Source organism: Terrisporobacter mayombei (assembly GCF_020748465.1).
GTDB classification, from domain to species: domain Bacteria; phylum Bacillota; class Clostridia; order Peptostreptococcales; family Peptostreptococcaceae; genus Terrisporobacter; species Terrisporobacter mayombei.
In genome coordinates this window covers 1,006,562-1,021,006 of sequence record NZ_JAHZMP010000001.1, presented here as the reverse complement: position 1 = coordinate 1,021,006, position 14,445 = coordinate 1,006,562, and the positions used below count along the sequence as shown (strand labels likewise).

The window sequence follows — 14,445 nt, the reverse complement described above, 5'->3', positions numbered from 1 at the left end:
ATTGTATTGTTGTATACTAAAAATATTAATTAACTTAGACAAAGGAGATATATGTAAATGAGTGTATATGGAAATTTACAAAAGATAAAAAATGGAAAACGAACTTATGCCATAACACCACATATTCCAGGTGGATTTATTCTTCCGGATAATTTAATAAAAATAGGAGAAGTAGCTAAAAAATACAAAGGTGTTTTGAAAATAACTTCTGGTCAAAGAATTTTAATTACAAACTTGAAACAAGAGGACTTACCTGCAATATGGGACGAATTAGGAATGGAACCAGCTGTAAAAGTACAAAATTCACTTAAAAATGTGGAAATGTGTCCATCAAACTATTGTAAGCGTTCAAAATACCCTACTATTGGAATAGGAATGAAAATTAGTAGGAAATTTCATGGTATGGAACTTCCATGCAGAACTAAAATAGGTGTGGCAGGATGTAAAAATGCATGTACAAGTGTATACTCTAAAGATATAGGAGTAATAGCTGATTTAGATAGCACTTTTTATATTACTGCTGGTGGGAGTGCAGGGTATCATCCAAGAAGTTCAGATATAGTTACTAAAGGATTATCAGAAGAGGAGGCTTTTAATTTAGTTAAAACCATACTTTATCATTATAAAAATACAGCCAAACTAGGTGAAAAATTAGGAGATTTTATAGATAGAATTAGTATAGATACTTTTAGAGAAGAAGTTCTTAATATAGCTAACTTAGAGCTTAAATTATAATATCCTTATATTAAAAGAGTTATAGAAGTTTCTACAACTCTTTTAATTGCATATTTATTTTTTTACAGCAAAAATAGCTATTCTAGCATTATCATATTCATAACTACAAGTTGATAAAGTTAATATTTTATCTTTGGAAGTTACAATATCCCTGCTATACATAGATTTACCTAAGATTTTATTTAGAAAGTCATTAAAATCTTTTTCATGGGTGAAATTTACATTATTATATCCAAAATCAGCATCATAAACACCCATGGCAAATATTTCATACGTGTATGTAGTATTATTTGTTTTAATAGTTATGATTTTATTATTTTTAAAAAAATTCTCATCTTTAAATTTTTCCATCTGTCCAAACATGGTTGAATTTCTCATATGATGTCCATAAATAACAGAGTTAGAATCCGTTTCAAGATTATTTCTATAGTCTAGAAATATAGAGCCTGCTGGTAAGTAATTTTTATTATAATCATGATTTAGATAAAAATCATTGTCACTTCCTTGGACTACAGGATAATCAATATTTGTGCCTTCAACATTAATCCAAAACTTATAATCTGAATTTATGGATGATAAATTCCTTGTAGCTTCACTCATATTTTTTGAATCTTCTTTTGTATCTCTAAGTTGAGAATAAACATCATCAGCTTTTTTATAATCTTTTAAAGTAGTATAAATCTTATAACCAGATATACAAATTACTACTATACATATGAATGTTAATATATTAAGAAATAATTTTTTCATTAAATCTATCCCTCCTTAATATATCATTTTATACATTATTTTACTAAAAATAAACACAATTTAATTAAAACAGGAGAATATATGTAATTATTATTTAAAACAATAATAAACTTAAAGTGAGTGATTATTTATATTAATACAAAGGAGTATAAAATGAATAATATTAGTGAATTAAATAATAATGAAAATTCTTACACAATGATAAAAATTGTAGCTTTACTAATTGGATTACAGATAAGTAGAATAGTACTAAAACAAAGTGCATTTTTATTTTTATCTTATAACAAATTTAATGATGTATTAATATCTATGATTATAATGTTTTTACTTACGCTATTTGTAATATATAAATCAAAAAAAGAAAAAGTTTCTTTGGATATTTTCTCTTATATGAAAAACAAAGAATCAAAAATTTATTACGTTATTGTAACTGGAGCTGTATTACTTTTAATTTTTACATCTCCTTCTTTTTTGACAAAAATATCAATAGAGACCATCTTACCTTTGCTTTATACAGCTATAATGACACCTATATATGAAGAACTTATATTTAGGTCATACATATGGAATATTTTAAAAAAGGAAAATATGGATGAAATAAAAATCTACTTTTTGACTACAGTTCTATTTTCTGTCTATCATATTGGATATATTGATACAATTATTATGACAAGTGGATTTAATCATATGGCATTAATTATCTTCATTAAATGCTCACTAATGCTAAGTTATGGATTTTTCATAGGTTTTTTTAGGTATAGGATAAAAAACTCATACTCTTGTATATTAGTTCATAGCTTTATAAATATATTTGGCAGATAAAAATATTTGTAATTTATGGATTGTAATTAGTAATTAAGTACTATAATTAAAATAAGAAAATTAGTTGATATGCAAGGGAGGGCAAGATGAAAAATATTTTTAGAGAACTTAATATAAAAGGAGATTTTTCGGAAGAGGAAGTCAAGGAATCTTATTTCAATTTGATGAAAAAATATTATGATGAATTAAGTATAGATGATTCAATTTTGTTCCTTGCACAAAAAAGAATAGATAGAGTAGACGAAGCTTTTGAAATGATTTCATCCATAAAGGATTTTGATTATTTAGAAGATAAGTATGATGTTTTATATACCATGTGTGAAGAATATAAAAAGAAAAAAAATTACAGAAAGGCTTTATTAATATCCAATGAGCTTATTGATTTTATACCAATATTTCCAGATAGTTACTTATTGAAAGCTGATATATTAGCAGAAATAAATGAACATGAGGAAGCAATTAAATATTTTGAAATTGCTGAAGAAATGGAAGCGGAAATTAAAGAGGATCAATATATACAATATCTTAAATCACAAAGTCAGATAGAAGCTAAAAAGTATGAAGATGCGATTAAGACTTTAAAGAAAATCACAAAATTATATGGAGATAATCCATTTTTCTTTTTTGACATTGCATGTTGCTATGAAGAATTGGGTAATGAAAAAATGTATAAATATTATTGTGCCAAGAGGGATAACTATTGGAAGGAGCATGAAAATGATTAAGGGGGTGTAAGCCCTCTTTAATTATGTGAAGAAATAAATTTGTATTTATGATATTATTAATAATAAATGACAAATTTAGGGGGACAAATATGAAATATAAATTATGCTTATTTGACTTTGATTATACTCTAGCAGATACAACTAAGCCTATAGTAGAATGTTTTAGGCATACTTTTGAGACAATGAATATAGATGGTTTTGATAGAGAAAAAGCTATTAAAACTATAGGTATGACATTGGATAATGCCTTTCCAGAACTAACAGGAATAAAGGATGAAGAAAAGGTTCAAGAACTTGTATCAATTTATAGAGTTAAATCAGATGAGATTACAATTCAAAATACTGTTTTATTTGAAGATACTGTTGATACGCTAAGAACTCTTAAGGAAAATGGAATAAAAGTTGGTATAGTTTCTAGTAGAATGGGAGCTAGAATAGATAAAATACTAGAGCACTTAGATTGTAGAAAATACGTTGATTATATAATAGGTTATGAAAATGTGACAACTCATAAACCAAATCCAGAAGGTTTAATGAAAGCACTAGATTACTTTAATTGCACAAAAGAAGATGTATTATATGTTGGAGATAGTTATATAGATGCTAAAGCAGCAGAAAATGGACAAATAGATTTTGTTGGAGTTACTACTGGAACTACATCACAAAATGATTTTAAAGAATATAATAATATTAAGATAGTAAATAATTTATCATCTATACTAAAGGTTATATAGAAGATGTTATTTATTGCTCTAACATTTATTTAAAAATGGGGGATACTTATGAAAGATAAATTTGTAATTACTATTAGTAGAGAGTATGGTAGTGGTGGTGGAGAAATAGGAAGAAGATTAGCTGCGTATTTTGATATACCATGCTATGATAAAGAATTACTAACTATGGTTGCCAAAGAAAGTGGATACTGTAAGGAATATTTTGAGAAATATGATGAAAAACCATTAAAAGTTTTGAGTTACTTTGGATATGACTATGGATCAAATAATTTACCTATTAATCACCAACTATTTTTAAAACAATTTAATTTAATACAAAAACTTGCCAGTGAAAAATCTTGTATATTTGTAGGAAGAGCATCAAATTATGCATTAAAAGAATTTGATAATGTATTTAATATATTTATTCATGGGGACTTTGAATTTAGAAGAAAAAGAGCTATAATTGAACATAATGTAAAGGAAGAAATAAGTGCTTCTGTTGTTAAAAAAATAGACAAAGAAAGAGCATCTTATTATAAATATTATACAGACTCTTACTGGGGAGATGCAAAGAACTACCATTTATGTTTAGATACTAGTTTTATGGGCATAGATGAGGCTGTGAGGATGATAATAGACTTTGTAGAAAAAAGATATAAATAATGAACTAATATAGAAAGAACCAATTAAAAAAAGCTGGTCATATTTATTATATGCCCAGCTTTTTATATGCTAAGTTTATAATTTAAACATTATTAGAATCTAATGCATTAGTTTTGCGCAATTCTTTCGGAGTTGAAAAATGAATATTACACATAGATTTGCATTTTTCATGAGCTCCCCATAATGCTAAACCAAAATCCATTTGTGCATTTCTAGCACACTCTATATCAAAATAAGTGTCGCCTACAAATAATGCTTCTTCAGCTGAGATTTTTGACTGTTGAATAATTTTTAAAAGTGGATCTGCACTTGGTTTTGGATGTTCAACTTCATCTATACAAACTACATAATCAAAATAATGGTTAATATTGAAGTGCTTAACTGTTGTATCATATTCAAATCTAGTTTTAGAAGTGGCTATGGCAAGAATAACGTTATTTTTTCTTAAGTATTCTAAAGTATCCTCAATTTCATCAAACAATTTAATTTCATCTTTATAATCATCGATATACCTAACCCACTTGCTATAACTAAATTCATTATCACTGATACCAAAATTTGAAAAAACTTCATCTCCAGGCATACCAATAGCAAATTCTAAATCTTCTAAGTTTACTTTTATATCATGATGTTCTTTTAAACAGTATTTTGGCAATTTTAATCTTAATAAAAATTATACATTACTTTACAATAGAACGTATAGTATAAACCTTTTCAAGTTTTTTTGAAGGGATTTATACTGTTATATTTTTTTGCAATAAACAGTGAAAGACATTTGACTGTTTTATATTTAATAATGCTGATAGAATTTAATCATAGCAATTGGGGGGAGAAAAATGAAGAAGAGAACAAAAGAAATACTCTTGGAAATTATAGATAGAAATGACATAACAATATCATCTTTGGCAGAAAACTTTAGTGTATCTAAAAGGACAATAAGAAATGATTTAAATGATATTAATGATTTTCTTAAAGAAAATAATATTTCACTTTTATCTTTATGTAGTAATGGTAAGATTGAAAAAAAAGATGACATTAAAGATGCATATGAATTAATTTCTGATAGAGATTTTTATACATATAAGTTATCAAAGGAAGAAAGAAAAATAATGATAGCTATTATACTTATAGAGTCTTCAGAATATATTACACTTTCAAAAATTGCAGATACCCTTTATGTAAGTAGAGCAACCATAATAAATGACTTAGGAAGGGTTAAAGAATATTTAAAGATTGGTAACCTAACTGTCATATCTCATGCCAATAAAGGTTTAAGACTTGATGGATTGGAAAGTGATAAAAGAAGCTTTTTATTAAGCATTATTTTATCAGATCAAGATAATAAAAACTTAATCTCATCTATAAATAGTGAAAACCTATTGTTAAAAAGTGATATGGATAAAATACATAGGATTATTAATGAGCAGGAACATGCACATGAAAAATATCTTACTGACTCATCTTACTTAAAATTAAAGTCTTATTTGACTATAGCCATATTAAGGCTTAAAAAGGGTGAATTAATAGAAAAGCAAAATATTACTTGCAAAACCAAGCTTTCCATGGCCCAAGATATATTCAAATATATTTCTCAATATTGCAATATTATGACAACAGTAGATGAAGAAATGTTTTTAAGTAGAGTATTAAATGGACTTCGATATTTAAAAAGGGATAATGAAAATGAAAGTATGGTAAAAATTCAGCTTTTAACAAGACAATTTATAGAAGGTGTATCACATGAGTTAAAAATGAACTTAAATGATGATTATGATTTTTATCAAAATTTATCTAATCATTTAGAATCCATATTTAGATCAAGAAATAGTAATTTACAACCTAATGAATTTATAGATGCGGTGGTAATAAAAAATCCTAATGTCATTATGGCAGCTAGAAAACATATAGATATTATTGAGAAATATGCACAAAAAGAAATAGACGATATAGAGCTTGCTTATATAACGATTCATATTTGTGCAGCTATAGAAAGAAAGAAAAATCAAGAGATAGCTTTCCACGTTATTTTAGTATGTAACGGAGGTATAGGAACTTCACAATTGCTTTTAGCCAAGCTAAAGACACACTATAACTTCCAAATAGTCGATATTGTATCATCTCATGATGAAAAAAACATAAATAACAGAAATGCTGATTTGGTCATATCAACGGTGCCATTAGAAAATATAAAAAGTGATTATGTAATAGTATCTCCGCTTTTTACAGATGAAGATTACATAAGATTAGGAAGTAAAATTGATGAAATTAGAAATGCTAGAAATATTCCACCAAGAATTGAGAAAAAAGAAGTAACCGCAAAGGGGCTTTTGAATAAATTAAAATCAGTTTTTATGGAATTTGAAGATAAAATACCAGTAGAACTAACTGAAAAAGTCACAGATGCAATCTTAGATTATTTTGATGATGGAAGCCATGAAGAATTGGATTATACAAAACCATATCTTCATCACCTTTTACCAAGCTCCAACATTAAATTAGACGTGGAATGTGATAATTGGAGAGATGCAATTAAAATTTCAGCAAAAAAATTGCTAGATGATGGTTACATAGAAGAACGATACATAGATAGCATGATTGCAAATATAGAAGAAAATGGTCCTTATGTAGTAATATCAGAAGGATTTGCTATGCCTCATGAAGGTATAGATTCTGGAACTAAAAAAGTTGGAATGAACTTAATTAGGTTAAAAAATCCTATAATGTTTGGTGATGGCGAAGAAGGAGAAGAAGTAAAGTTTGTTTGTTGCTTAAGCGCAATAGACCATAATACACATTTAAAAGCCTTTTTCAATTTAGTAAACATGTTAGGTCAAGATAAATTTAAAGAAGCAATGGAAAATGCTAAAACTGAATATGAATTATCAGAAATTATAAGAAGATATGAATATAGCATCTAGGGAGGTGAAAAAGTTGGTTTGGGAACAACTAAAAGAAAATTTAATATTTCCAGATTTAGAAGTTAAAGATAGCTCAGAAATAATGGAAGAGATGGGGAGCACATTTATAAAAGAAGGTTTATGCAAGGACAGTTATATAAATGCTCTTATAAACCGTGAATTAGAATTTCCAACAGGAATAGATGTTGATGGATTTGGAATAGCAATACCTCACACAGATGTATCACATGTTAATGAGGCAGGAATTGGTATAGCTACATTAAAAGAACCTGTTAAATTCATACAAATGGGAACTGATAATGAAGAAGTATATACGAAAGTTGTAGTAATGTTAGCTGTGGATGATCCTCAAAAACATTTATCAACATTACAGAATATATTAGGAATTTTACAAGATAAAAATGTTTTATTCCAATTATCAAATGCAAAAGACAAAGAAGATGTAATAGAAATAATAAAAAATAAGGAGAATGAATAGTTATGAAAAAGAAAGTGATAGTAGCATGTGGTGGAGCTGTTGCAACATCAACAATAGCAGCAAATAAAATAGTGGAATTAGGGAAGAAAAATGGAATAGATATAGAAATAGCACAAGTTAGAATATCTGAAATAGAGTCAAACTTAAGTGGTGCAAGTTTAATAGTTACAACATCTAAAGTAAAAAGAGATTATGGTATACCCCTAATAACAGGAATGCCTTTTATATCAGGTGTAGGTGTAGAAAAAACTGAGAAAGCAATTTTAGAAGTACTACAATGCTAAAAATTATATTTATATAAAACTAAGGAGGAATTACCATGGGAATATTTGGTGATATAATCAATTATATCATAGGTCTTGGGGCATCAGTTATGCTTCCACTTGTAATTGCAGTTTTAAGTATATGTGTTGGAGTTAAAGTTGGTAAGGCAGTTAGATCAGGTTTAATGATCGGTGTTGGATTTGTTGGTCTTGGACTTATAGTAGACATGATGAATGCTCAACTTGGACCTGCTGCACAAGCAATGTCTAAAAACTTTGGTCTTTCAATGAGCGTAGTTGATATAGGATGGCCTGGAGCATCACCTATGACTTGGGCATCTAATATAGCAACAGTAGCAATACCAATAGCAATAGCAGTGAACATAATAATGTTAGCTTTAAAATGGACAAAAACTGTAAATATAGATATATGGAATATATGGCACATGACATTTACAGGAGCAATAGCATATGTAGCAACAGGTAACTTCTGGATAGGTATATTGGGAGTAATAGTTCATGCAGCTATAGCGTACAAATTGGGTGATATTTGGGCACCTTTAATGACAGATTATTTTGAATTAGATGGACTTACAGTGCCACATGGTACATCTGCATACTTAGCACCCGTAGCTTGTGTTATAGATTGGATAATAGAAAAAATACCAGGAATAAGAGATATAGATATAACAGCAGATTCTTTACAAGAAAAGGTTGGAGTTCTTGGTGAGCCAATAGTAATAGGTGGTATACTAGGCGCTTTAGTAGGATTTTTAGCTGGTTATGATTTTTCAGCATCATTACAATTAGGTGTAAAAATGTCAGCAGTGATGGTATTAATGCCTAAAGTTGTAAAATGTATAATGGAAGGATTAATGCCAATATCAGAAAGATCAAAAGAAATATTATCTAAGAAATATGATAACTCTGAATTCTATATAGGATTAGATCCAGCTATATTACTAGGGGATCCGCAAGTTGTAACAGCAGGACTGATTTTTATACCTCTTACTATATTAATAGCTGTTATTGTTCCTGGAAACGTTATCTTACCGTTTGGTGATTTAGCAACAATAGGATTTTTTATAGCAATTGCAGTAGCAGTACATAAAGGAAATATATTTAGAACTATAATTTCAGGCTCATTCATAATGTATTTCACAATATGGATAGCAAACCAAACTATACCTTGGGTAACAAAGTTAGCAGAAACTACAAACTCTATGAATGGTGCATCTCAATTAGCTGCACTAGACCAAGGTGGAGCACCAATAACTTATGTGTTCACAGAAATATTTACTAGAGACAATATACCAGGAATGTTAATAGTAGGTGGTATATATGCACTATGCTTAGTATTTGCTGTTAGAACATCTAAAGAGCGTGCAAAAGCATTAAAAGAAGAAAATATAGCTTAAGCTCAAGAAATATATAATCACTAAGTGATAACTAATATTTTAGTTATTGCTTAGTATAACATATATTTTTTTATACCTTTTAAGCTTAAATTTAATAAATAGGAGGAAGTATAATGCCATTAGTTACGACAAAAGAAATATTAAAAAAGGCACAAAAAGGAAGATATGCTATAGGTGCCTTCAATGTGGAAAATATGGAAATGGTTATGGCTGTAATAGAAGCTGCAGAAGAATTAAATTCACCTGTAATTATGCAAACTACACCATCAACTGTTAAATATGCAGGTCTTGATTATTATTTATCTAATGTAAGTTCTGCAGCAAAAAAATCTAGTGTTCCAGTAGCAATGCATTTAGATCATGGAAGTAGTTTTGATTTAGCTATGCAGGCACTTAGAGGCGGATATACATCAATAATGATTGATGGATCTCATAGTGTTTTTGAAGAAAATATAGAAATTACAAAGAGAGTTGTTGATTCATGTAAGCCTTCCTCTATTCCTGTGGAAGCTGAACTGGGAAAAGTAGGTGGAAAAGAAGATGATTTAGATGGTGGATGTGGAGGATACACAGATCCTAAAGAAGCAAGAGAATTTGTGGAAAGAACAAATGTGGATTCTCTTGCAGTAGCTATAGGAACAGCTCATGGAGTTTATGATGGGATTCCAAAATTAGATTTAGATAGATTAAGCGAGATAAGAGAACTTGTAGATGTTCCTTTAGTTTTACATGGAGCTTCTGGATTATCAGAAGAAGCTATAAAAGAAAGTATAAATAGAGGAATCTGCAAAGTGAACTTTGCAACAGAATTAAGAATTGCTTACACAGAAGGCGTAAAAATGACATTAGAAGAAAATCCAGAAACAATAGATCCAAAAAAATATGGAAAAGCTGCTATGGAAAATGTTAAAGACTTAGTAAAAAATAGAATTAGTATGTGTGGTTCAATAGATAAAGCATAAGAAAGAAGGGAAATAGCTATGATGAAAGCAGGAGTGGTTCATGGTAGAGAAGATATAAGATTTGAAGATATAAATAAACCTATTCCAAAAGAGGGACAAGTTTTAATAAAAGTAAAATATACAGGAATTTGTGGATCTGATGTACCAAGGGTAAATGCAGATGCATGTCATTTTTATCCTAATGTGTTGGGTCACGAATTTTCTGGTGTAATAGAAGAAATTGGTAAAGGAGTTACTTCTTTAAAAGTTGGAGATAGAGTAGCAGGTGTTCCTTTAGTTCCTTGTATGAAGTGTGAAGATTGCCAAAGTGGAAATCATGCTCTTTGTAAGCATTATAGTTTTATAGGTTCGAGAGAATTTGGAAGTTTTGCAGAATATGTAGTTGTTCCAGAAAGAAATGCAGTAAAATTTGAGGATGAAGTTACATTTGAGCAAGGTGCATTTTTTGAGCCAGCTACAGTTGCACTACATGGGTTACAAAGAGTACCTTATGAAGGTGGAAAAACTGTTGCAATTTTAGGTGGAGGAACAATTGGATTATTCACAATGCAATGGGCTAAAATATTTGGAGCTAAGAAAGTTGTAGTATTTGATATAAATAATGAAAGATTAGAACTTGCTAAATTTTTAGGTGCAGATGATGGAATAAATACTTTAGAAGAAAATTTTATGAAAAATGCGCTACAATTGACAAATAATAGAGGGTTCGACTATGTTTATGAAACAGCAGGAAATACAATAACAATGAAAATGGCTTTTCAATTAGCAGCTAATAAAGCTAATGTATGCTTTATAGGAACGCCTACTAAAGAAATTAATTTTTCAGTGAAAGAATGGGAGCAAATGAATAGAAAAGAATTTAATTTAACAGGATCTTGGATGTCTTATAGTGCTCCATTTCCAGGAAAAGAGTGGGAATTAACTGCTCATTATTTTAAAACTGGAGAATTAAAATTTAATCAATCATTAATTTATAAAAAAATTCTTTTAAAAGAAATATCAAGTGCCTTTCAAATGTATAAAAATAACCAAGTCAAAGGAAAAGTATTAATAGATAGTGAAGAAGTATAAGGAGAGAGTTAAATGATTACAACTGTAACTTTAAATGTATCTGTTGATAAGACATATCAAATAAAAGGGTGTGTGGAGTCAGGAAAGGTTATTAGAATATTAGAATGTAATAATACTGCTGGAGGAAAGGGTTTAAATGTATCTAGGGTAATTTCTCTTTGTAAAGAAGAAGTTTTAGCTACTGGATTTTTAGGTGGACATTGTGGAGCATTGGCTGAAGAATTACTGAAAAAAGATAATATAAAAAATCAATTTACCCATGTGAAAAGTGAAACTAGAAATTGCATAAATATATTAGATGAGAATAACATATCTACAGAGCTTTTAGAAAAAGGATCTTTTATTAGTGAAGATGAAATAAATAAATTTATATGTGACTTTGATAAAATAATAGATAATAGTAATATTATTACGATTTCTGGAAGTGTGCCTCAAGGTGTTCCTACTGATATTTATGCTACTTTAATAAAAATGATAAAAAATAAAAATAAAAAAGTTATTTTAGATGCATCGGGTTATTTGCTAAAAGATGGCATAAAAGCTTTACCAACCATGATAAAGCCTAATAGTGAAGAAATAGAAAACTTATTAGGCGTTAGTATAAATAATAGAGAAGAAGTAATCAATAGTGCAGTAAAACTTTATGAGGGGGGAATAGAGATAATTGTTGTTTCCCTTGGAAAGGATGGAGCATTATTAGTTTGTAAAGACGGTGTTTATCATGGAAAACCTCCTAAAATAAATGTTGTTAACACTGTAGGGTGTGGAGATTCTATGGTTGCTGCATTTGCAGTTGCAATGGAAAGGGGATATTCAAACGTAGATAGTTTAAAATATGCTGTATCAATTTCTGCTGCTAATGCAATGACTTTTTCAACGGGGAACTTCAATTCAGAAGATGCAGATAATATATTGGAAAATATAATAATTGAAAAAATTCATTAAAAAGATATAGATAAGTTTAATTACAAAACTTATCTATATCTTTTTTATATTCTAGGAGTTTGAGAACTCAGTTGCCTGAAGTGGTAGCCAGGTTGTGCATTGTATATATGAGGATAGCAAATTTTTTATAAATAAAAATATATCTAACAATGTCACTAAAGGTACATATAAAGAATAAAATATTGAAGAGGTGTGTTAAATAAGATAGTAACTAAAATATGGGAGGAGATAATAAAATGGATATGAAAGATAACTCAAAAAATAGTAGTTGTGAGGAGTGTAAAAAATGTGGAAAAACTTGTCCTTGTGGCTGTGAAAAAATATGTATATGCAAATGTGAAAAACTATCTTATAACAATAAAAATTGTTGTTATTTACAACCAAAGGATATATGTATAGCTCAGGTTAATGATCCAAAATTATTTCAGATAATAACTGATAATCAAAATTTATATCTTACAGCTGCACCTCTTGAAATAAATACATCATCATATAAAATTGAATCAAGTGTTATTCAAAGACCTAATGATACTTTAACAATAAATGAATTGGGAATTTATTCTATATATGTTTCTTTGAAATATAATTTTAAATTTAATGAAAATGCAAAAGAAGGAAATATATTTAGAGTAGATTTTAAGATAAATGGAAATAATGAAGAAATATTTTCAATAGACAATACAATTATTGTGCCAAGTATTGATGATGAAGAAAGTGAAGAAATAAGTAACACAATTCAAGGTACTAAATTACAGGTTGTAGAAGAAAATTTCCCTTATAAAATTAATATTTCTTTAAAGAAATTTGGATTTGATTTAACAGTTTTGAATCAAATAATAATTTCAGATTTAATTTTAATTGTTGAAAAAATAATTTAAATAAGCAAATAAACCGATAATATTTCATTATATTTTATCGGTTTATTTGCTTATTTAAAATGTAGTCTGGGGTTCATCATAAGAATACCAAGTATAACAATTAAAATTCCTACATATTTGTATATTTTTTCGTTGAATGATTTACACATTCTAGATGAAACATAAGCAAATGATAGCATAATAGGGAGTGTTCCTAATGAAAAAACGAACATGGAGGAAGCACCCATTATAAAGCTACCACTAGATAAGGCATATAGTTGCAATGTTTGTAGGGGACCACATGGTAAAAATCCACTTAAATAGCCGACTATAAATGGATTTTTATGATTATTCACGCAAGTACTCTTTTTGAAAAATATGGGAACCTTAATATTATTTAATACCTTAATTCCAACCATATGAAGTCCAGAAATTATCATAAAAGCACCAGCAATTATTTTTATAAAGCTTTGAATTTGTAGAGTGGTTGAGAAAATGGAACCAAGAGCCCCAACAATTCCACCAATAATAGTATAAGAGATTATACGTCCACTATTATAAAGTAATGCAATTTTAAAAGATGATTTTTTATCATTAATATTTTCACCTTTATTTATGGTTTGTGTAAGTAAAATACCTCCACACATTCCAACACAATGAAATGATGTAAAAAAACCAAGTACAAATAACATAATAAAAGAAGTTTCAATACTTATGAAAGACGCACTTGATCCTGTTAAAGGATTATTTCCCAGGAAAAACATAGATATTATCACAATACTTAAACCTAAAACTTTTATTAGCATATTGTTGTTTGATGAAAAGCCAGAATTTTTAATCGCTAATTTGATTTTACCATCATTGCATAATTCATTTTCATAAGTAACTATGATCATAGAGTTATTATGATCAGCTTCTATATTTACGATACCTTGTAGTTTATTAATTTCTTCCTCAACTGCCAATTCACAAGAGTGACATTTCATTCCATAGACATGAAAGAATTTAGTAATTTTACTCATAATTTTACCTCAATTTTAAAATAAGTTTATATCATGTATATTATATTTTAAAATTATGAAAAAATAATGAAGAATAGTAATGCTTAAGTTAAAAAATTCA

The 14,445-nt window shown here is 28.3% G+C and carries 16 protein-coding genes; 13 read left to right on the top strand and 3 right to left on the bottom strand.

Translation table 11 applies throughout. The features are described 5' to 3' along the window. The first annotated feature begins 57 nt into the window (after window positions 1–57). A complete protein-coding gene (locus K0039_RS04915; RefSeq protein WP_228103917.1) occupies window positions 58–735 on the top strand; it encodes a ferredoxin-like domain-containing protein in 678 nt (225 codons plus the stop codon). Between the two features lie 54 nt (window positions 736–789). Here K0039_RS04915 and srtB read toward each other — a convergent pair whose 3' ends face one another. After that, window positions 790–1,485, bottom strand: coding sequence for a class B sortase (srtB, locus tag K0039_RS04910; protein ID WP_228103916.1), 696 nt, complete (start codon window positions 1,483–1,485; stop codon window positions 790–792). 153 nt (window positions 1,486–1,638) lie between these two features. Here srtB and K0039_RS04905 point away from each other — a divergent pair, with 153 nt between their 5' ends. The 4 genes from K0039_RS04905 to K0039_RS04890 all read left to right on the top strand — a co-directional run bounded on the left by K0039_RS04905 (window position 1,639) and on the right by K0039_RS04890 (window position 4,411). Then, window positions 1,639–2,307, top strand: a complete 669-nt coding sequence (locus K0039_RS04905; RefSeq protein ID WP_228103915.1) for a CPBP family intramembrane glutamic endopeptidase — start codon at window positions 1,639–1,641, stop codon at window positions 2,305–2,307. 86 nt (window positions 2,308–2,393) lie between these two features. Then, window positions 2,394–3,032 (top strand): tetratricopeptide repeat protein, encoded by a 639-nt coding sequence (locus K0039_RS04900; RefSeq protein ID WP_228103914.1) that lies wholly within the window; start codon window positions 2,394–2,396, stop codon window positions 3,030–3,032. 89 nt (window positions 3,033–3,121) lie between these two features. Continuing rightward, a complete protein-coding gene (locus K0039_RS04895) occupies window positions 3,122–3,766 on the top strand; it encodes an HAD family hydrolase (RefSeq protein WP_228103913.1) in 645 nt (214 codons plus the stop codon). Window positions 3,767–3,814: 48 nt separating this feature from the next. Then, on the top strand, window positions 3,815–4,411 hold the full coding sequence (locus tag K0039_RS04890) for a cytidylate kinase-like family protein (RefSeq protein WP_228103912.1): 597 nt from the start codon (window positions 3,815–3,817) through the stop codon (window positions 4,409–4,411). An 82-nt stretch (window positions 4,412–4,493) separates the two neighbouring features. Here K0039_RS04890 and K0039_RS04885 read toward each other — a convergent pair whose 3' ends face one another. Continuing rightward, on the bottom strand, window positions 4,494–5,066 hold the full coding sequence (locus K0039_RS04885; protein WP_228103911.1) for an HAD family hydrolase: 573 nt from the start codon (window positions 5,064–5,066) through the stop codon (window positions 4,494–4,496). A 181-nt stretch (window positions 5,067–5,247) separates the two neighbouring features. Here K0039_RS04885 and K0039_RS04880 point away from each other — a divergent pair, with 181 nt between their 5' ends. From K0039_RS04880 to K0039_RS04845, 8 genes are all read left to right on the top strand, one after another. Continuing rightward, a complete protein-coding gene (locus K0039_RS04880; protein WP_228103910.1) occupies window positions 5,248–7,329 on the top strand; it encodes a BglG family transcription antiterminator in 2,082 nt (693 codons plus the stop codon). Window positions 7,330–7,342: 13 nt separating this feature from the next. Further along, on the top strand, window positions 7,343–7,807 hold the full coding sequence (locus K0039_RS04875; protein ID WP_228103909.1) for a PTS sugar transporter subunit IIA: 465 nt from the start codon (window positions 7,343–7,345) through the stop codon (window positions 7,805–7,807). Between the two features lie 2 nt (window positions 7,808–7,809). Beyond that, on the top strand, window positions 7,810–8,091 hold the full coding sequence (gene gatB, locus K0039_RS04870) for a PTS galactitol transporter subunit IIB (RefSeq protein WP_228103908.1): 282 nt from the start codon (window positions 7,810–7,812) through the stop codon (window positions 8,089–8,091). Window positions 8,092–8,126: 35 nt separating this feature from the next. Then, a complete protein-coding gene (locus K0039_RS04865; RefSeq protein ID WP_228103907.1) occupies window positions 8,127–9,488 on the top strand; it encodes a PTS galactitol transporter subunit IIC in 1,362 nt (453 codons plus the stop codon). A gap of 113 nt (window positions 9,489–9,601) precedes the next feature. Beyond that, complete coding sequence (fba, locus tag K0039_RS04860) at window positions 9,602–10,450, top strand: class II fructose-1,6-bisphosphate aldolase (protein ID WP_228103906.1); 849 nt, start codon at window positions 9,602–9,604, stop codon at window positions 10,448–10,450. Window positions 10,451–10,468: 18 nt separating this feature from the next. Then, a complete protein-coding gene (locus K0039_RS04855) occupies window positions 10,469–11,521 on the top strand; it encodes a galactitol-1-phosphate 5-dehydrogenase (protein ID WP_331476687.1) in 1,053 nt (350 codons plus the stop codon). 12 nt (window positions 11,522–11,533) lie between these two features. Further along, window positions 11,534–12,466: a 1-phosphofructokinase gene (pfkB, locus tag K0039_RS04850; protein WP_228103905.1), complete on the top strand. Its 933-nt coding sequence runs from the start codon at window positions 11,534–11,536 to the stop codon at window positions 12,464–12,466. Between the two features lie 236 nt (window positions 12,467–12,702). Then, entirely contained in the window at window positions 12,703–13,344 is a 642-nt protein-coding gene (locus tag K0039_RS04845; RefSeq protein ID WP_228103904.1) for a hypothetical protein, read from the top strand. Window positions 13,345–13,394: 50 nt separating this feature from the next. On the opposite strand, the gene K0039_RS04840 is transcribed toward K0039_RS04845, so the two are convergent. Continuing rightward, complete coding sequence (locus K0039_RS04840; RefSeq protein WP_228103903.1) at window positions 13,395–14,345, bottom strand: urease accessory protein UreH domain-containing protein; 951 nt, start codon at window positions 14,343–14,345, stop codon at window positions 13,395–13,397. Between the last annotated feature and the right edge of the window lie 100 nt (window positions 14,346–14,445).

Bases quoted from the DNA above. Each gene is read 5' to 3' on its own strand.
- K0039_RS04915 (WP_228103917.1), top strand. From the start codon at position 58: ATGAGTGTATATGGAAATTTACAAAAGATAAAAAATGGAAAACGAACT.
- srtB (WP_228103916.1), bottom strand. From the start codon at position 1,485: ATGAAAAAATTATTTCTTAATATATTAACATTCATATGTATAGTAGTA.
- K0039_RS04905 (WP_228103915.1), top strand. From the start codon at position 1,639: ATGAATAATATTAGTGAATTAAATAATAATGAAAATTCTTACACAATG.
- K0039_RS04900 (WP_228103914.1), top strand. From the start codon at position 2,394: ATGAAAAATATTTTTAGAGAACTTAATATAAAAGGAGATTTTTCGGAA.
- K0039_RS04895 (WP_228103913.1), top strand. From the start codon at position 3,122: ATGAAATATAAATTATGCTTATTTGACTTTGATTATACTCTAGCAGAT.
- K0039_RS04890 (WP_228103912.1), top strand. From the start codon at position 3,815: ATGAAAGATAAATTTGTAATTACTATTAGTAGAGAGTATGGTAGTGGT.
- K0039_RS04880 (WP_228103910.1), top strand. From the start codon at position 5,248: ATGAAGAAGAGAACAAAAGAAATACTCTTGGAAATTATAGATAGAAAT.
- gatB (WP_228103908.1), top strand. From the start codon at position 7,810: ATGAAAAAGAAAGTGATAGTAGCATGTGGTGGAGCTGTTGCAACATCA.
- K0039_RS04865 (WP_228103907.1), top strand. From the start codon at position 8,127: ATGGGAATATTTGGTGATATAATCAATTATATCATAGGTCTTGGGGCA.
- fba (WP_228103906.1), top strand. From the start codon at position 9,602: ATGCCATTAGTTACGACAAAAGAAATATTAAAAAAGGCACAAAAAGGA.
- K0039_RS04855 (WP_331476687.1), top strand. From the start codon at position 10,469: ATGATGAAAGCAGGAGTGGTTCATGGTAGAGAAGATATAAGATTTGAA.
- pfkB (WP_228103905.1), top strand. From the start codon at position 11,534: ATGATTACAACTGTAACTTTAAATGTATCTGTTGATAAGACATATCAA.
- K0039_RS04845 (WP_228103904.1), top strand. From the start codon at position 12,703: ATGGATATGAAAGATAACTCAAAAAATAGTAGTTGTGAGGAGTGTAAA.
- K0039_RS04840 (WP_228103903.1), bottom strand. From the start codon at position 14,345: ATGAGTAAAATTACTAAATTCTTTCATGTCTATGGAATGAAATGTCAC.